Source organism: Mycobacterium novum (assembly GCF_010726505.1).
GTDB lineage: Bacteria > Actinomycetota > Actinomycetes > Mycobacteriales > Mycobacteriaceae > Mycobacterium > Mycobacterium algericum.
In genome coordinates, this window is record NZ_AP022562.1 from 3606322 (window position 1) to 3623947 (window position 17626).

At 68.5% G+C, this 17626-nt stretch carries 18 protein-coding genes; 12 read left to right on the forward strand and 6 right to left on the reverse strand.

Features of this window, described 5'->3' with window-relative positions; genetic code table 11:
• The first annotated feature begins 29 nt into the window (after nucleotides 1-29).
• Genes G6N19_RS16860 through mutM form a run of 3 tightly spaced genes read left to right on the forward strand, consistent with a single transcriptional unit; the run spans nucleotide 30 to nucleotide 2170 of the window.
• The gene (locus tag G6N19_RS16860) at nucleotides 30-635 is read left to right on the forward strand and encodes a YceD family protein (protein ID WP_193465333.1); all 606 of its coding nucleotides are present in this window, start codon (nucleotides 30-32) and stop codon (nucleotides 633-635) included.
• Nucleotides 632-1333 carry a ribonuclease III gene (gene rnc, locus G6N19_RS16865; protein ID WP_083040656.1) on the forward strand — a complete coding sequence of 234 codons (702 nt, stop codon included), beginning with the start codon at nucleotides 632-634 and terminating at the stop codon, nucleotides 1331-1333. The genes G6N19_RS16860 and rnc overlap by 4 nt, the downstream gene beginning before the upstream one ends.
• Entirely contained in the window at nucleotides 1334-2170 is an 837-nt protein-coding gene (mutM, locus tag G6N19_RS16870; protein ID WP_083040658.1) for a bifunctional DNA-formamidopyrimidine glycosylase/DNA-(apurinic or apyrimidinic site) lyase, read from the forward strand. It begins immediately after the preceding gene.
• A 6-nt stretch (nucleotides 2171-2176) separates the two neighbouring features.
• Here mutM and G6N19_RS16875 read toward each other — a convergent pair whose 3' ends face one another.
• The 3 genes from G6N19_RS16875 to G6N19_RS16885 all read right to left on the reverse strand — a co-directional run bounded on the left by G6N19_RS16875 (nucleotide 2177) and on the right by G6N19_RS16885 (nucleotide 4788).
• Nucleotides 2177-2950: a PIG-L deacetylase family protein gene (locus tag G6N19_RS16875; RefSeq protein WP_193465334.1), complete on the reverse strand. Its 774-nt coding sequence runs from the start codon at nucleotides 2948-2950 to the stop codon at nucleotides 2177-2179.
• Between the two features lie 17 nt (nucleotides 2951-2967).
• A complete protein-coding gene (locus tag G6N19_RS16880; protein WP_013829583.1) occupies nucleotides 2968-3597 on the reverse strand; it encodes a DJ-1/PfpI family protein in 630 nt (209 codons plus the stop codon).
• Between the two features lie 81 nt (nucleotides 3598-3678).
• Nucleotides 3679-4788, reverse strand: a complete 1110-nt coding sequence (locus tag G6N19_RS16885; protein ID WP_193465335.1) for a helix-turn-helix transcriptional regulator — start codon at nucleotides 4786-4788, stop codon at nucleotides 3679-3681.
• A 275-nt stretch (nucleotides 4789-5063) separates the two neighbouring features.
• Between G6N19_RS16885 and G6N19_RS16890 the strand changes: the two genes are divergently transcribed.
• From G6N19_RS16890 to smc, 4 genes are read left to right on the forward strand one after another with little or no spacing between them, the layout of a single operon-like run.
• On the forward strand, nucleotides 5064-5453 hold the full coding sequence (locus tag G6N19_RS16890; protein ID WP_013829581.1) for a nuclear transport factor 2 family protein: 390 nt from the start codon (nucleotides 5064-5066) through the stop codon (nucleotides 5451-5453).
• A 49-nt stretch (nucleotides 5454-5502) separates the two neighbouring features.
• On the forward strand, nucleotides 5503-5919 hold the full coding sequence (locus tag G6N19_RS16895) for an OsmC family protein (RefSeq protein WP_013829580.1): 417 nt from the start codon (nucleotides 5503-5505) through the stop codon (nucleotides 5917-5919).
• Complete coding sequence (locus G6N19_RS16900) at nucleotides 5916-6194, forward strand: acylphosphatase (protein ID WP_041318269.1); 279 nt, start codon at nucleotides 5916-5918, stop codon at nucleotides 6192-6194. Before G6N19_RS16895 ends, G6N19_RS16900 begins: the two co-directional genes overlap by 4 nt.
• 19 nt (nucleotides 6195-6213) lie before the next feature.
• The gene (smc, locus tag G6N19_RS16905; RefSeq protein ID WP_013829578.1) at nucleotides 6214-9807 is read left to right on the forward strand and encodes a chromosome segregation protein SMC; all 3594 of its coding nucleotides are present in this window, start codon (nucleotides 6214-6216) and stop codon (nucleotides 9805-9807) included.
• Here the strand turns inward: smc and G6N19_RS16910 are convergent.
• Nucleotides 9804-10373, reverse strand: a complete 570-nt coding sequence (locus G6N19_RS16910; protein ID WP_193465336.1) for a Uma2 family endonuclease — start codon at nucleotides 10371-10373, stop codon at nucleotides 9804-9806. The two genes, smc and G6N19_RS16910, sit on opposite strands and share 4 nt — an antisense overlap.
• 121 nt (nucleotides 10374-10494) lie before the next feature.
• Between G6N19_RS16910 and ftsY the strand changes: the two genes are divergently transcribed.
• The 4 genes from ftsY to G6N19_RS16930 all read left to right on the forward strand — a co-directional run bounded on the left by ftsY (nucleotide 10495) and on the right by G6N19_RS16930 (nucleotide 13974).
• On the forward strand, nucleotides 10495-11760 hold the full coding sequence (gene ftsY / locus G6N19_RS16915) for a signal recognition particle-docking protein FtsY (protein WP_193465337.1): 1266 nt from the start codon (nucleotides 10495-10497) through the stop codon (nucleotides 11758-11760).
• A gap of 64 nt (nucleotides 11761-11824) precedes the next feature.
• Nucleotides 11825-12796, forward strand: a complete 972-nt coding sequence (locus tag G6N19_RS16920; protein WP_193465338.1) for a glycoside hydrolase family 6 protein — start codon at nucleotides 11825-11827, stop codon at nucleotides 12794-12796.
• Between the two features lie 11 nt (nucleotides 12797-12807).
• Nucleotides 12808-13527 carry an NUDIX hydrolase gene (locus G6N19_RS16925; RefSeq protein WP_193465339.1) on the forward strand — a complete coding sequence of 240 codons (720 nt, stop codon included), beginning with the start codon at nucleotides 12808-12810 and terminating at the stop codon, nucleotides 13525-13527.
• 36 nt (nucleotides 13528-13563) lie between these two features.
• Complete coding sequence (locus G6N19_RS16930) at nucleotides 13564-13974, forward strand: DUF4267 domain-containing protein (RefSeq protein ID WP_193465340.1); 411 nt, start codon at nucleotides 13564-13566, stop codon at nucleotides 13972-13974.
• Between the two features lie 21 nt (nucleotides 13975-13995).
• On the opposite strand, the gene G6N19_RS16935 is transcribed toward G6N19_RS16930, so the two are convergent.
• Nucleotides 13996-15090 carry a class I SAM-dependent methyltransferase gene (locus tag G6N19_RS16935; RefSeq protein WP_193465341.1) on the reverse strand — a complete coding sequence of 365 codons (1095 nt, stop codon included), beginning with the start codon at nucleotides 15088-15090 and terminating at the stop codon, nucleotides 13996-13998.
• 146 nt (nucleotides 15091-15236) lie between these two features.
• Nucleotides 15237-16013, reverse strand: a complete 777-nt coding sequence (locus G6N19_RS16940; RefSeq protein WP_041318263.1) for an SDR family NAD(P)-dependent oxidoreductase — start codon at nucleotides 16011-16013, stop codon at nucleotides 15237-15239.
• 207 nt (nucleotides 16014-16220) lie between these two features.
• Here G6N19_RS16940 and G6N19_RS16945 point away from each other — a divergent pair, with 207 nt between their 5' ends.
• The gene (locus G6N19_RS16945; protein ID WP_232062416.1) at nucleotides 16221-17597 is read left to right on the forward strand and encodes a PE-PPE domain-containing protein; all 1377 of its coding nucleotides are present in this window, start codon (nucleotides 16221-16223) and stop codon (nucleotides 17595-17597) included.
• Nucleotides 17598-17626: the final 29 nt, after the last annotated feature.

Genomic DNA, 17626 nt, shown 5'->3' on the forward strand with positions numbered 1-17626 from the left:
CCGGGCCGACCGCTGCGTAGAATCGCGGCATGATCAGGCACCCGGACGCACGCACAAAGACGACTCCGTCGTCACCGTTCGTGGTCAACGTCGCCCGACTGGGCCGCCGACCCGGCGCGATGATGTCGCTGGCCGAGCAGCGGTCCACCCCGGTCCGCATCGGGCTGGACCTGGTGGCGATACCGCCTGACACCGCGGTCGACCTGGATCTGCGGGTGGAGTCAGTCTCCGAGGGGGTGCTGGTCAGCGGCGTGGTCTCCGGGCCCACCACCGGTGAGTGTGCGCGGTGCCTGCAGCCGCTGACCGGCGACGTCGAGGTCGAGTTGACCGAGTTGTTCGCCTACCCGGACAGCGCCACCGACGCGACCACCGACGATGACGAGATCGGCCGGGTGGTCGACGACGCCGTGGATCTCGAGCAGGCGATCGTCGACGCCGTCGGGCTGACGCTGCCGCTGTCTCCGCTGTGCGAGCCCGACTGCCCGGGGCTGTGCCCGGACTGCGGGGTGGTACTGGCCGACGCCGAACCGGGCCACCACCACGAAAAGATCGATCCGCGCTGGGCCAAACTCGCCGAGATGGCGGGCCGGCAGCGATCTCCGGGGGCACCGTCGAGCGATGACGGTGAGCGGTGAGCCGTCCCCGGCAAGCAGTACTCGAGGCGCTCGGCGTGGACCTGCCCGACGACCTGCTCACGCTGGCCGTCACCCACCGCAGCTACGCCTATGAGAACGGCGGGCTGCCCACCAATGAGCGCCTGGAGTTCCTCGGCGACGCCGTGCTCGGGCTGACCATCACCGACGAACTGTTCCACCGCCACCCCGACCGGCCCGAGGGCGACCTGGCCAAACTGCGCTCCAGCGTGGTCAACACCGCGGCGCTGGCCGATGTGGCGCGCGGGCTGACCGAAGATGGCCTGGGCGCCCACCTGTTGCTCGGCCGCGGGGAGATCAACACCGGCGGGGCCGACAAGTCCAGCATCCTGGCCGACGGCATGGAGTCACTGCTGGGCGCGGTGTACCTGCAGCACGGCATCGACACCGCGCGCGAGGTGATCCTGCGGTTGTTCGGGCCGTTGCTCGACACCGCGGCGACCCTGGGCGCCGGCCTGGACTGGAAGACCAGCCTGCAGGAACTGACCGCTGCGCGTGGCATCGGGGTGCCCTGCTACCAAGTCAGCTCGACCGGGCCGGATCACGACCGCGAGTTCACCGCGATCGTCGTCGTGTCCGACACCGAATACGGATCAGGTGTGGGCCGGTCCAAGAAGGAAGCCGAGCAGAAAGCGGCGGCGGCGGCCTGGACGGCGCTGGACGCGCTGGACGCCGGGTAAATGCCGGAGCTTCCCGAGGTCGAGGTGGTGCGCCGCGGCCTGGACGCCCACCTGGTAGGCCGCACCATCGCCGGAGTCCGGGTCCACCACCCGCGTGCGGTGCGCCGGCACGAGGCCGGTCCGGCCGACCTGACGGGCCGACTGCTCGACGCCCGGATCGTCGGCACCGACCGGCGCGGCAAGTATCTGTGGCTGCTATTGAGCACGGATGAGGCGCTGGTGGTGCACCTGGGGATGAGCGGGCAGATGCTGCTGGGAGACTTGCCCGACACCAGACACCTGCGGATCGCCGCGGTGCTCGACGACGGCACCAAGGTCAGCTTCGTCGATCAGCGGACCTTCGGCGGCTGGCAGCTCACCGACCTGGTCGCGGTGGATGACAGCGTGGTGCCGTTGCCGGTGGCGCATCTGGCCCGTGACCCGCTGGATCCGCGCTTCGACGCCGAGTCGGTGGTCAACGTGTTGCGGCGCAAGCATTCCGAAATCAAACGCCAACTCCTCGACCAGACCGTGGTGTCCGGCATCGGCAACATCTACGCCGACGAGGCGCTGTGGCGCGCCGGGATTCGCGGCACCCGGATGGCCGATGCGCTGTCCCGGCCGCGGTTGCGGGCGCTGTTGGAGTCCGCGCGGGCGGTGATGAGCGACGCGTTGGCCGCCGGTGGCACCTCGTTCGATTCGCTCTACGTCAACGTCAACGGCGAGTCCGGCTACTTCAGCCGGTCGCTGGACGCCTACGGCCGCGAAGATGAGCCCTGCCGGCGCTGCGGGACGCTCATACGGCGGCAGAAATTCACCAACCGCTCGTCGTACTACTGCCCGAAGTGCCAGCGCTGACCTGTGTCACTCGAAGATGTCGCGGTACACCCGCCCCGGCGGCAGCGTCGGGTCGATGAACCATTCCCGGCCGAACATCAGACCGGCCAACTGCGGGGGAAGTCGTAGCAACACCGCGAACAGCCGTGCTGCCGCCGCATTGCCGCTGATCTGGGAACGATGGGCTGCGAACGCATCGCGCTTCTGACGCGCGAACCGAAACACGTTGATCCGGTGCGTGATCGCCGCCTGCGGGGCGTACGCGGTGCGGGCCACGTCGAGCGGGTAGGGGGCCGGCAGCCGCAACAGCCGAGCGGCGCGCGCGACCCACAGCAGCGACTCCCGGGGCATCGTGGCCTCCAGCACGCGCGGGGTCGCCGCGAGCTCGGCGGCTCGTTTGCCGACGTGATGGACCTGGACGTGGTCACGGTGGCCGTAGCCGCCGTTGGGCTGGTAGCTCAGCAGCAGGTCCGCGCCTTCGCCGCGGAGGATGGCTGCCAGTTGCTCCGCTGCCCGCTCGGTGTCGGCGCGCCCGAACCTGACCCGGCCCCGCGGGTCGGGATAGAACTCCGGCCCGAAACCGCTGTCGGCGTAACCGAGGCACTCCACCCGATGAACACCGAGAATCTGCGCACTCGAGCGCAATTCGCCGAGCCGCTCGACGTCGTCGTTGCTGACACGGCCGTCAGTCGCCACCACCAGAACCACCCGGTGTCCGTCGTCGGCCGCCCGTGCCAGGGTGCCTCCGGTCAGGATTGCCTCGTCGTCGGGGTGGGCGTGGAATGCGACGACGGTGGCCATGAAGGGTCAGTATGCCGTCAGCGCCGCAGCTGCGCCGCGCGGTTGCGAACCGCCTCGTCGGCTTTGGGCAGCGAGCCGCAGTCGAACGGCGGCTGCGGGTCGTACTCGATCATCAGCTGTGCGGCCTGGGCCGTTTCGGTGTCGACCAGCAGCTCGACCAGGCGCAGCGCCATGTCGATGCCGCTGGAGACACCCGCCGAGGTGAGGATTCGTTGCGGCAGGTGCTCGACCACGCGCTGCTCCACATAACGAGCGCCCAGGTGCTCCAGCAGTTCGATCGCGCCCCAGTGCGTGGTCGCGGTCAGGCCGTCCAAGAGTCCGGCAGCGGCCAGCAGCAGCGAGCCGGTGCACACCGAGGTGGTGAACCTGGTGTGCGGGTGGATCTGGCGTAGCCAATCGAGCAGCTCGGCGTCGTCGAGTAACACCCGCGTTCCGACCCCGCCGGGGACCACGACAACATCCGGGCGAATCACCTCGTCGAACCGTGCGTCACAGGTGATCCCGAGCATTCCGTTGTCGCTGCGGACCTCCCCGTGTCGGTGACCGACGAAGACGGTTTCGACTTCGGGAACGCGCTGCAGCACCTCGTAGGGGCCGACCGCGTCCAGTGCGGTGAATCGGGCGAAGAGCGGAATCGCGACCTGCACCGGGTGTCCTCTCGGCTGTCCAACCAATAGTGTTGCGACAGCCATCGATGATAGACCGATGAGTTGAATCCGTCGGTGCCGTCACCGCAGCGGTGTAGCGGGATCGAGCGTGACCAGGATGCGAACGAGTTCCGCCTGCCGATGAATACCGGTCTTTTCGAAGACGTGCCGGAGGTGGGTCCTCACCGTCGTCAGCGAGATGGACAGCTTTTCGGCGATCGGGTTCAGGCCTTCTCCCCGCATCGCCAACAGGGCAACCTGCGCCTCGCTTTTCGTCAGACCGTACAGTCGCCGCAGCAGCAGCGCCGGCGGCGCGGCTTCTCGCTCGGGGTCGACGATGATGACCATCGAACGGCCGCTCACCGGCGCCGCAACGCAATTCGGGTGGACGGGCAGGACGTGCACGACGTAGGGACGGCGACCGGAGCGCCGCGGACACAGAAACGACCCGCCCCAGGTGTCGCCGTCGCCCAGTTCTGCCGCCCGGTCGATACTGCGCTGCAACTGGGCGTCGGCACCTGACGCCTCAGCCCTGATGCGGCCGTTCTCGACCCGCAACCCGTCGCCTGCGCACAAGATCCGGTCGGCGGCGACATTGGCGTAGACCGACCTGCCCCGTTCGACGATGACGATGCCATGGCTGACGGTCTCACTGGCCTGCGCGAGGTCATCGCTTCGGTGATCGAGGTCGTGGAGTCGGCCCTGGATGCGCAGCGCCTGTTGCAGGTGGGGGATGAGCAGGTGGACCATCTCGACGTGCTCGGGGCTGTCGAATCGCTCCGGTCGCCTCACGTTCGCGATGCCAAGGCTGGTCACCGGTGGACCGGCCGTCAGCCTCACGAACAGCCCGTCGTAGAGCCCGTTCGGCTGGGCCCAGTCGGCCTGAAACTCACACTGCTGGTGCGGCCACATGAGCTCGGCGCCGGTCCGCACTGCTCCCAGGGGCCCCGCCTCGACAGCGCTGAAGACGTGATCGAGCCGTTGATAATAGGCCGCGTAGGCTTGCGCGGTCGCCGCCGGCATCTGGGTGTGCTTGAGAGTCCGGCAGCCGTTGTCCGAGTACACCAGGGACGACGCGTGCGCATCGAAGGCACGCGCGATCGCGGCCACCGCCTCATTCCATTGCTCGGGTGCCAGAACCGCGGAATATATCTTGGAGATCAGTTGTGAGAAATCATCGATCCCGCTCATCGCCGGCCTCGAAATCACCTATAGGCGTGGCACATCCGGGCATGCTCGCCGGTTGTGAGGTGCTGGGAACACCGCTGTCTTCGTGCGGGAAAAGCGTACGCGGATCTCATCCGAACAGATGAGGTAATCGATTGCTCGAAATGCTTGCCTTGGTGGTGCGCTCGCAGGTGGTTTCGGTCGGGAGATCGCCGCTGCTGGAAGGAGGCAGCCCTGTACCGGCTGTGATGGCGAAATGCGGCCGGGGACACCAGAACACCACGAAAGGAAGGCGAACAATGTCTCAGCAGAACATCGAGCTGGTCCGGGGCGGCTATCAGTCCTTCGCCAACGGCGACACAGAATCGTTGATGGCGCTCTTCGACGAGGACATCGAATGGGTGCAGCCGGGGGAGAGTGCGGTAAGCGGAACCTACCGGGGCAAGGCGGAACTCGGTGAGTTTCTGGTGGCACTGGCTGCGAAGGAGCCGACGATCTCCCCGCGCCGGTTCCTGGCCGACGGCGAGACGGTCATCGTGCTCAGCGAGGCGACCATCGGTGGCGAAACGGGCCACAGTGCGGAGGTTTACACCATCCGCAACGGCAAGACGATGCGGGTCCAGGTGTACGGGGACACCGCCATGATGGAACGCCAATACGGCAGGAAGCCGGTCGCCGCCACGGGCTGATCGCCCCGCCGGCGTGGCGATACGCCGGGTTGGCGGTAAAAATGTGCCCATGACCAAACTGTGGGTGGAACGAACCGGCACCCGGCGCTACACCGGCCGCAGTTCCCGCGGCGCACAGGTGCTGATCGGCAGCGAAGGGGTCGACGGCGTTTTCACCCCCGGCGAACTGCTGAAGATCGCGCTGGCGGCCTGCAGCGGAATGTCCGGCGACGCTGCGCTGGCCAGTCGGCTCGGCGACGGCTACCCGGCAACCATCCAGGTCAGCGGCCCGGCCGATCGCCAGCAGGAACGCTATCCGCTGCTGGAGGAAACCCTGGAGGTGGACCTGTCGGCCCTCGGTGACAGCGAAAAACAGCGGTTGCTGACCGTGGTGCGCCGGGCCGTCGACCAGGTCTGCACGGTCGGTCGCACACTGCGGGCCGGCACCGAGGTGCGCTTCGAGATCAAGGGCCAGGACGGCCGGTGACCGCGAGCGTTCGGCTCACCGCCTGGGTTCACGGGCACGTCCAGGGTGTGGGCTTTCGATGGTGGACCCGCTCGCGGGCGCTGGAGTTGGGCCTGACCGGGTACGCCGCCAACCGCCCCGACGGCCGGGTACAAGTCGTCGCCCAGGGGCCCCGGCAGGACTGCGAGCGGCTGCTGGACCTGTTGCGCAGCGGGGCCCCGCCGGGCCGGGTGGACACCGTCGTCACCGATTGGGGCGCCGCCGGCGCGCCGATCGACGGATTCAGCGAACGCTAGACCGGTAGTCTCACACCCCGTGCACCTCAAGAGTTTGACGCTGAAGGGCTTCAAGTCCTTCGCCTCGCCGACGACTCTGCGCTTCGAGCCGGGTATCACCGCGGTGGTCGGGCCCAACGGCTCGGGCAAATCCAATGTGGTTGACGCGCTGGCCTGGGTGATGGGCGAGCAGGGCGCCAAAACGCTGCGCGGCGGCAAGATGGAAGACGTCATCTTCGCCGGCACGTCCTCCCGCGCCCCGCTCGGGCGCGCCGAGGTCACCGTCACCATCGACAACTCCGACAACGCGCTGCCGATCGAGTACGCCGAGGTGTCGATCACCCGGCGGATGTTCCGCGATGGCGCCAGCGAATACGAGATCAACGGTTCGAGTTGCCGGCTGATGGACATCCAGGAGTTGCTCAGCGACTCCGGGATCGGGCGCGAGATGCACGTCATCGTCGGCCAGGGGCGGCTGGCGCAGATCCTCGAGTCGCGACCCGAAGACCGCCGGGCGTTCATCGAAGAGGCCGCCGGTGTCCTCAAACACCGTAAACGCAAGGAAAAGGCGGTCCGCAAACTCGACGCGATGTCGGCCAACCTGGCCCGGCTGACCGACCTGACCACCGAACTGCGCCGCCAGCTCAAACCACTGGGCCGCCAGGCCGAGGTGGCGCGCCGTGCCGCCACCATCCAGGCCGACCTGCGGGACGCCCGGTTGCGGCTGACCGCCGACGACCTGGTCACGCGGCAGACCGAGTTCGCCGGCGCAGGCGACGCCGAGGCGACGTTGCGCCGCGAACACGACCAGATCACCGAGCGACTGACGGCAGCCGCCGACGAGTTGACCGCCCACGAGTCCGCGGTCGCCACCTTGACGCAGCGCGCCGAGGCCGCCCAGCAGACCTGGTTCTCGCTGTCGGCGCTGGCCGAGCGGGTCAGCGCCACGGTGCGAATCGCCAGCGAGCGCGCTCAGCACCTCGACGAGGAGCCGATCACCACCGGCGGCGTCGACCCCGACGCGCTGGAGGCCGAGGCCGAGCAGGTGGCCGCCGGCGAGCAGCAGTTGCTGGCCGAACTGGCTGACGCCGGCACCCGGCTGGAGGCCGCCCGCGCCGAGTTGGCCGAACGCGAACGCCGCAGCGCTGAGGCCGAGAAGGCGCATCTGGCCGCGGTGCGTGCCGAAGCCGACCGTCGCGAGGGCCTGGCCCGGCTGACCGGTCAGGTGGAGACCGTCCGGGCGCGTGTTGAGTCGATCGACGCCCATGTGGCGCAGTTGTCGGGGCGCATCGAAGAGGCCGCCGCGCGGGCCCAGGCCGCGCAGGCGGAGTTCGAAACGGTGCAGGGCCGGGTGGGTGAGCTCGACCAGGGCGAGGTCGGCCTCGACGAGCAACACGAGCGGACGGTGGCCGCCTTGCGGCTGGCCGACGAGCGGGTCGCCGAACTGCAGGCCGCCGAGCGTGCCGCCGAACGGCAGGTGGCCTCGCTGCGCGCCCGCATCGACGCCTTGTCCATGGGGCTGGAACGCCGCGACGGCGCGGCCTGGCTGGTTCAGAACCACAGTGGTTCCGGACTTTTCGGGTCGATCGCCAAGCTGGTCAAAGTGCGCTCAGGGTATGAGGCGGCGCTGGCCGCGGTGCTCGGGTCGGCGGCCGACGCGCTGGCCGCGGAGAACGCCGGCGCGGCCCGTGCGGCGCTGCACGCGCTGAAGAGCGCCGACGGCGGACGAGCCGCGATCGTGTTGGGGGACTGGCCGCTGCCGCAGGCGCCGGAACAGCGTGCCGCCCTGCCCGATGGCGCGCAGTGGGCGCTGGACCTGGTTGACGCCCCGGACCGGCTGCGTGGTGCGATGACGGCGATGTTGTCGGCCGTGGCGGTGGTCGCCGACCTGCCCGCGGCGCTGGAGTTGGTGACGACCCGTCCGGGTGTGCGTGCGGTGACCCTCGATGGCGATCTGGTGGGTGCGGGCTGGGTGAGCGGCGGCTCGGACCGCAAACCGTCCACTCTGGAGATCAACAGCGAGATCGACAGAGCCCGCACCGAACTTGCCGGCGCCGAAACGCAGGTCGGCCAGCTCAGCGCGGCGCTGTCCGGCGCGCTGACCGAGCAGTCCGCTCGCCAGGATGCCACCGAGCAGGCGCTGGCAGCGCTCAACGAATCCGATGCCGCCATCGCCGCGACTCACGAGCAGCTGGGCCGGCTCGGTCACGAGGCCCGCGCCGCTGAGACCGAATGGCGTCGCCAGTTGCGGGAGCGCGCAGAACTGGAGGCCGGCCGGGCGCAGACGGTCACCGAACTGGGTGAGTTGGAGGCCCGGCTGCGCAACGCCGAGCAGGACCAGCCGACCGCCGCCGTGCAACCGGTGGACCGGGAGCAGATCGCGGCCGCCGCCGAGGCGGCGCGCGGTGTCGAGGTGGAGGCGCGGCTGGCGGTGCGCACCGCCGAGGAACGCGCCAACGCCGTTCGTGGCAAGGCGGATTCGCTGCGCCGAGCAGCCGCCGCCGAACGGGAGGCGCGAGTGCGCGCCGAGCAGGCCCGCGCGGCCCGCGCACTCGCTGCCACCACGGCGGCCGCGGTGGCCGACGCCGGGTCTGCGTTGGCCCGGCGCCTGCAACTGGTGGTGGCAGCGGCGTCACGCATCCGAGACGGGCTGGCCGGTGAACGCCAGCAGCGGGCCGCCGCGATGGCCACCGTCCGCGACGAGGTGAACTCGCTGAGCACCCGCATCACCGCGCTCACCGAGTCGCTGCACCGCGACGAGGTCGCCAAGGCGCAAGCCGCACTGCGCATCGAGCAACTCGAGCAGACGGTGCTCGAACAGTTCGGGATGAGCTCGCAGGATCTGATCGCCGAATACGGTCCCGATGTTCCGTTGCCGCCGACCGAACTCGAGATGGCCGAGTTCGAGCAGGCCCGCGAACGCGGCGAGCAGGTCACGGCCCCGGCCCCCATGCCCTTCGACCGGCCCACCCAGGAGCGCCGGGCCAAGCGTGCGGAGCGTGAACTGGCGGAACTGGGCCGGGTCAACCCGCTTGCGCTGGAGGAGTTCGCGGCACTCGAAGAGCGCTACAACTTCCTGTCCACCCAACTCGAAGACGTCAAGGCGGCTCGCAAAGACCTGCTCGACGTGGTCTCCGACGTGGACGCCCGCATCCTGCAGGTGTTCACCGACGCCTACGCCGACGTCGAGCGCGAATTCCGCGAGGTGTTCGCGGCGCTGTTCCCGGGCGGCGAGGGCCGGCTGTTGCTGACCGACCCGACCGACATGCTGACCACCGGCGTCGACGTCGAGGCTCGCCCGCCCGGCAAGAAGGTCAAGCGGCTGTCACTGCTGTCCGGCGGGGAGAAGTCGCTGACCGCGATCGCCATGTTGGTCGCGATCTTCCGGGCCCGCCCGTCGCCGTTCTACATCATGGACGAGGTCGAGGCCGCCCTGGATGACACCAACCTGCGTCGGCTGCTGGCGCTGTTCGAGATGCTGCGGGCCCGTTCGCAGCTGATCGTGATCACCCACCAGAAGCCGACCATGGAGGTCGCCGACGCGCTGTACGGCGTGACCATGCAGGGCGACGGGATCACCGCGGTGATCTCCCAGCGCATCCGCGGCGAAGAGCTTGTCTCCAGCCCGAGTTAGCCGGTCAGGTCGCCCAGGGTGAATTCCATGTCGACGGGCTCGCGCAGGTGAACTTGGTTCCCGTCGAGCGCCGAGACCTGCCGGTACACGTCGCCGTCGAGGCGGTAGGCCAGGAACCGTTCGTCGGACGGCGCGTCGGCGTCGACGATCCAATAGTGCTCGATGCCGGCCTTGGCGTACTCGTGCAACTTCATCACGTGGTCCATGCCGCGCGAACCGGGAGAAACGATCTCGACGACGAGCACCACGTCGGCTGCAAGCACCCGAGTGGCGTTCCGCTCGAACGCACCGTCATGAATCACCACGATGTCGGGGTCGCGCACGCTCGGCGGGTACGAGGAACTCGTTGTCACTTCGATCTCGGGAAGCACCCGCATCCCAGCGGGTAGGTGATCATCGAGGAGACGGGTCAGTCGTTTCGAAATCTCTTGATGTATCAGCTGTGGGCGCGGCGACATGATGAGCGTTCCCTCACTGAGCTCCCACCGTCGCGCGTGAGCGATCTCCAGCGCATCCCACTGCTCCAGGGTGATCAAGCCGTACGGCAGATCGGCCAGCTCAGTCACGATGCACCTCCTCTCGATGGCAGCTCAAGTAGTTGCAGATTACGCGTGTTGGCGTCTTGCTCGCAGTCTGCCGGGCAGCACCGACAAGCCCCGCCCGCCAGGGTCCTGAAACAATGGCGGGGTGTCTGAAGGTCTCTGGATCGCCATAGCGGTCGCCGCCGCACTCGTCGTCATCGCCGCACTGATCTTCGGCCTGGTGCGCCACCGCCGTCGGCGCATCAGCCTGTCCGCGCCGCAACGCGAGAGCCTGGACCGCTCGGGCGGCTACGCTGCTTCGTCGGGCATCACTTTCAGCCGGACCGAGGAGGCACCAGCCCCCGTCATCGGCGACGACGCGACCGTGCCGCGGGACGCCCCCCGGCGCACCATCACCGATGTCGACCTGCCCGAAGCGCCCCCCGAACCCCAAGCACCGCCCGCCGAAGCCGTCCAGCCGGCCGTCGAGCCGGTCGTCGAACCGGACATCGAGCCGGTTGAAGGCAGGATGCAGCGGCTGCGCGGCCGGTTGGCCAAGTCGCAGAATGCGCTGGGGCGCAGCATGCTCGGGCTGCTCGGCGGGGGCGACCTCGATGAGGACTCCTGGCAGGACGTCGAGGACACCCTGCTGGTGGCCGACCTGGGGCCGGTGGTCACTGAAGCGGTGGTCACCCAGCTGCGTGAAAAGCTGGCCGGCGGTCAGGTGCGCACCGAAGGCCAGGCTCGCACGGTGCTGCGGGAGGTGCTGATCGGCGAGCTGCAGCCCGCGCTGGACCGCTCCGTGAAGGCCTTGCCGCACGACGAGCACCCGTCGGTGCTGCTGGTGGTCGGCGTCAACGGAACCGGCAAGACCACCACCGTCGGCAAGCTGGCCCGGGTGCTGGTGGCCGACGGCCGGCGGGTGGTGCTGGGCGCGGCCGACACCTTCCGTGCCGCCGCCGCCGACCAACTGCAGACGTGGGCGGCGCGAGTGGGTGCCGAGGTGGTGCGCGGCGCCGAGGGTGCGGACCCGGCCTCGGTCGCGTTCGACGCCGTCGACAAGGGCGTTTCGTCCGGTGCCGACGTCGTGGTCGTCGACACCGCCGGCCGGCTGCACACCAAGACCGGATTGATGGACGAACTCGGCAAGGTCAAACGGGTGGTGGAACGCCGTGCGTCCGTTGACGAGGTGCTGCTGGTGCTCGACGCCACCATCGGGCAGAACGGCCTGGCGCAGGCCCGGGTGTTCGCCGACGTCGTCGACATCACCGGAGTGGTGCTGACCAAGCTGGACGGCACGGCCAAAGGCGGCATCGTGTTCCGGGTGCAGCAGGAGCTGGGTGTGCCGGTCAAGCTGGTGGGCCTGGGCGAGGGGCCGGATGACCTGGCGCCGTTCGAGCCCGTTGCCTTCGTCGACGCGCTGCTGGGCTGAGCCTCCCGCGCCGCGATCGTGACCGTCTTGTGACCTCGGGTCGGCCATAAGGTAATTTTTGGCTGTGCTCCCCTCAGCATTTGGCGCGGTCGCGCGCTGCCTCACACCCCTCCTTGCCGTTGCGGCCCTGGCCGGCGCGGGCGTTGCCCAGGCCGACGGGGACAACCCGCTGGGCGGCATGCCCTTCTATGTCGATCCCATCTCGAAGGCGATGCATGCCTCCAACGCGCAGCCGGACAGCGCCGAACTGGCCCGGGTCGCCAACACGCCGCAGGCGTACTGGCTCGACCAGGCGTTCGGCGTGGGATCTGTCGGCTCGACGGTGGCCCGGCACACCGGGGCGGCGGCTGCGGCCGGTGCCATGCCGGTGCTGGTGCTCTACGCCATCCCGCACCGCGACTGCGGCAGCTACGCCGCCGGCGGCTTCTCATCCGGTGCGTCCTACCGCGCCTGGATCGACGGCATCGCCGACGGCATCGGTGGTTCGCCGGCCGCGATCGTCCTGGAACCGGACGCGCTGGCCATGGCCGACTGCCTCTCCGGAGACCAGCGCCAGGAGCGCTTCGACCTGATCAGCTACGCCGTCGACACGCTGGGACGCAACCCGGCCACCGCCGTCTACGTCGACGCCGGGCACTCGCGCTGGGTCAACGCCGGTGAAATGGCCAACCGCCTCAACCAGGCCGGCGTGGCACGTGCGCGGGGCTTCGCGCTCAACTCCACGAACTACTTCACCACCGAAGAGCAGATCGGCTACGGCGAAGAGATCTCCGGCATGACGGGCGGCAAGCACTACGTGATCGACACCTCCCGCAACGGGGCCGGTCCCGCCGAAGGCGATCCGTACGGCTGGTGCAACCCGAGTGGACGCGCCCTCGGTACGCCGCCGACCACCGACACCGCCGGCGCGCACGCCGATGCCTACCTGTGGGTCAAGCGGGTCGGGGAGTCCGACGGCAGTTGCGGCGCCGGCGAACCCGCCGCCGGGCACTTCGTCAGCGAGTACGCCATCAACCTGGCGCGTAACGCCGGCTGACCGATCACGCCGTGAGCATCGGCTACGACGACGCGCTGCAGGACCTGATCCGGGCACGCCTGGTGGCGCACGACCGCCGGGTCGTGACGGACCCGTCGAAGCGGCATGCGGCCGTCGCGGTGGTGCTCGTGGACTCCGAGATCGGCGAAGACCGGGTCGACCCCGCGCCCGTGGACGACTGGATCGGTGGGCGGCCCATGCCGGAGGCGGGCCTCGACGGCCGCATGGTCGACGTGTCCGGGGGTGCTGCTTTCCTGTTGTGCCGCAGGACGTCTCGCCTCACTTCGCACGCCGCGCAGTGGGCGCTGCCGGGCGGCCGACTGGATCCCGGCGAGACCGCGGTCGACGCTGCGCTGCGGGAGTTGGACGAGGAGGTCGGCATCCGGCTGCCCGACTCGGCGGTGCTGGGGCTCCTCGACGATTACCCCACCCGCTCGGGGTACGTCATCAGCCCGGTCGTGGTCTGGGGTGGGGGTCGGCTCGATCCGCGGCCTGCGCCCGACGAGGTGGTGGCGGTCTACCGGGTCGGGCTGCACCAATTGCAGCGTGACGATTCCCCACGCTTCATCTCCATCCCGGAGAGTCCGCGTCCGGTGGTGCAGATCCCGTTGGGCAACGACCTCATCCATGCACCGACGGGTGCGGTGCTGCTGCAACTGCGGTGGTTGTGCCTGGAGGGCCGAGGAGACCCGGTCGATGAGCTGGAGCAACCCGTCTTCGCCTGGAAATAGCTGCGGGCGCCCGTAGCCCGCCCTAGGCTGCGGTCCATGGTGATGGACCGCGCCGCGCTGGTCGCCGGCAGCATTCGGCTGGCTTCGGGAGTCGCATTCCTGGTCGATCCCCTTCGGGCGAACCGGATCTGGGGGGAGCCGGACGACCCGGGGCCTTCGGCCCGACTGCTGCTGCGGTCGATGGGTTACCGCGACGCCCTGATCGGAGGCCTTTTGCTGTACGCCGGGGTGCGTGGCCGAGACACCCGCGGCTGGTTTCTGGCCTCGGGTGGTGCTGATGCGGCCGACCTGCTGGGCGGGATGAGCGTGCACGCCGACCTCAAACGCGGCCAGCAGCTCATCGGCCTCGGCGGTGCGATAGTCGGCATCGGCGTCGGCCTCTGGGGTGCCGCGCGACGGCCGGGGCGAGCGGGTCCGATACCGGCGGAGATCAGCTCGGCCGGTTGACGGTAGGGGAGTCCACCACCGTCAGCTCTTGGTCGCGATGTAGTAGTAGTTCGACGGGTCCTCGGCGATCTCGGTGAATTCGACGTCGGCGAAGCCGGCATCGACCAGCATCGACACGGCCAGCTGACGGCCCCACATGGTGCCCAGACCCGCGCCGTCCAACCCCAACGACACCGGCATGCAGTGCATCAAGGACACCGTGTACCGGTAGGTGTTCGTGACGACACCGACGTTGTCCTCCAAGTGACTCGACGCCTTGGCGTCGGCCATCAGCAGGATGCCGCCGGGACGCAGCGACCGATGGATGTTCTCCAGCACCCGCGCCGGCTGCGCCTGATCGTGGATGGCGTCGAACGCGGTGACGAGATCGTAGGCGCCGGACCGGTCGAACGTGCTCAGGTCATGGCTCTCGAACGTCGCATTCGTCAGGCCCCGTTGCTCGGCTTCCCGGCTCGCTCGCGCGATGCCCTCGGCCGAGAAGTCGATGCCGGTGAAGCGGCTGTTGCCGAATGCCTGCGCCATGACGTTGACGGCGTGGCCGCTGCCGCAGCCGAAATCTGCGACGTCCGCGCCGGCTCGCAGGCGTTGGGGCAATCCGTCGACGAGCGGCAACACCACCTCGACAAGTGCGGCGTCGAACACTTCGCCGCTCCGTTCGGCCATCACGGTGTGAAAGCGGGGATATTCGCTGTACGCCAGCCCGCCACCGTCACGGAAACAGGTCAACACCCGCTGCTCGACCTCGCCCAGCAGTGCGATGTATTGCGCGACGCGCGCCAGGTTGGCGGGCCCGGCGGCACGGGTCACCACCGCTGCGCGGTGCTCGGGCAATCGATAAGTTGCCGTCTCGGGGTGGTAGTCGATGACGCCGGCAACGGTCACGCCGCCCAGCCATTCCCGGACGTAGCGTTCGTTGAGGCCGGCGGCATCGGCGATCTGCGCACTGGTCGCCGGTGCTGACAGCCCGGCCATGGCATCGAACAGGCCGCTTTGATGCCCGAGGCTCAGCAGCAACGTGAGGCTGGCGGCATCGAGCGCATCGGTGATCCGATCGGCGAAGGCGCCGGCGTCCTCGGTGGATTCCGCCGGTTGGTGCCCGGCCGCTGGTGTCGTCACCGTGCTCCTCGAATTCACTGCGGCCGCAGACCGCACGTGGTCCCTGTCGAGTCCCACGGTAACGAACGGGGCCGCGGGCTGAGCTGACCGATGACCGACGGCGAAGGCCCCCGACGCAACGGGGGCCTTCTCGTTCAGCGGTGCGATTACTTCGGTGGCATCCGGATGCCACCGTCCACCCGGACGACCTCGGCGTTCATGTAGGAGTTGGTGAGCAGCTCGATCACCATCGACGCCAGCTCCTCGGGTTTGCCGAGCCGGTGCGGGAACAACACCGATTCGCCGAGCTTGGCCTTAAAGGCCTCCGAGGCTTCGCCCTCCCCGTAGATCGGGGTGTCGATCAGGCCGGGCGCGACGGTGTTGACGCGGATCCCGACGGCCGACAGGTCGCGAGCGACCGGGAGGGTCATCCCCACCACGCCGCCCTTGGACGACGAGTAGGCGGCCTGCCCGATCTGACCGTCGAATGCCGCGACACTGGTCATGTTGACGATCGCGCCCCGCTCGCCGGTGGTGGTGAGCTCGTTGCGGCTCATCGCGGTGGCCGCGATCCGAATGCAGTCGAAGGTGCCGATCAAGTTGATCGCCAGCACCTTCCGGTAGGCGTCCAGGTTGTGCGCCGACTCGAACTCGCCGTCCTTGCCGATGGTCCGCTGGGCCCAGCCGATGCCGGCGGAGTTCACCAGCGCCCGCAGCGGGCCGAGGTCGGCGGCGGTGTTGACCGCATCGATGATCTGCTCGGTATTGGTGACGTCGACGGACACGAACACGCCGCCGATCTCGTGGGCGAGCGCCTCCCCCTTGTCGGCCTGTAGGTCGGCGACGACGACCCGGGCACCCTTGTCGGCCAACTGGCGGGCAGTAGCCGCGCCGATTCCTGATGCGCCACCGGTGACGATCGCGCTTGCTCCAGTTATATCCACGCTGGACACTTTACGCGGACGATAGTCCTCCGAAGTTTCGGGCACGGCGAAATAGCGAAAATTATCATCACGTCCCAATAACGCAAGTTATGTCAGTTTGGCTGGCTTTCTGCGGTTCCCCTGACTAAAGCTGTTGTGCGTGATGTAATTTCGGTTGCAGTTCCGCATCGTGTTGGTGACATGTTCGAGGGCTTTCAGGGAGTTTCCATGGCTGATATCACAGCGATGTCGGGCTTGCGGGGCACAGGGTCGTCTCGCCACCTGCGTGCGGTCCTCGCTGCCATAAGCATTTTCGTGGTGCTCGGCGTTGTGGTCGGTGTCAGCGGCGCGACCTCGCCGTCGGCGGCGGCGTCATCGGCCGTTGCCGTGCCACCTCAGGTCCAGCTGACTGCCTCCGACGATGTCGCCGCGGCAGCCGGCGGAGGAACTGCATTCGTCATGGGCGGCAGCGGTATTCCGTTGCCGTCGGAGGGATACGTCAACGCCGCCGACATCATGTACCTGCGGCCGAACGGCTTCACCGGGACCGCAGAGTCGCTGTTCACCCCCCAGCTCTACTTCCCGGGCAACGTCTCGGAAGTCCAAGGGGCGCAGATCCTTGCCGCGGCGATCAACGAGCAAATCGCCAGCGGCCAAGCCGGCCCCGACAACCCGGTGTACGTGTTCGGCTACTCGCAGAGCGCGGCGATGTCGTCGATGACGATGGAGCAGCTCTACCACCAGGGTGTGCCGGCCGAGGACGTCCACTTCGTGCTGGTCGGAAACGCCGCCAACCCCAACGGCGGTATTGTCGAAATGCTCAACTTCTGGGGCGGGAACCTCAGCTTTTGGAACGGAATGACCCTTGGTCATCCGACTCCGGACTACTTCACCACCGACGTCTACACGATGGAATACGACGGCTACGCCGACTTTCCCCGGTACCCGCTGAACCTGCTGTCAACGCTCAATGCCATCGCCGGCATGTTCTTGACCCATATCGGATATTTCGGGCTGAGCGAGGATGACATCGCAAACGCGATCGCGTTGGAAACCACCGACCCCGACAGCCTGACCAACTACTACATGATCCCCGCCGAGACGCTGCCGCTATTGGATCTGTTGCGGCTGAACCCGGTCTGGGGCAGCCCGCTGGCCGCCCTGTTGGAACCCAGCATGCGCGTCCTGGTGAACCTGGGCTACGGCAGTCTCACCGAAGGCTGGAATCAGGGGCCGGCCAACGTACCGACCACCATCAGCTGGGACCTGCTGCCGAGCAACATCAGCTGGGCGGACATCAACGCCGCACTGGCCAACGCCTGGACTGAAGGAGTTCAGGACGCGATCAAGGAACTGCAGGATCCGACTACCTACTTCCCGGGCGGATTCATGGCGGAGGAGCCCTTCTCGACGGTGTGGAACGCCGCGCAACGCGTCTACTTCGACATCCAGGACCCCACTTCGCTGTTCGGCGGTTCGGCGATGGCCACCGATCCGGCGGGCACGTCGGACTTCACCGACTTCCTCGGTTCGCTGGTGGACGGCAATCCCGACCTGTCCTGGATCACCGACATCTTCGGCCTGGACATGATCAGCCCCGCCTGAGGTCGATTCGGCCCGTCACCACGCATTTG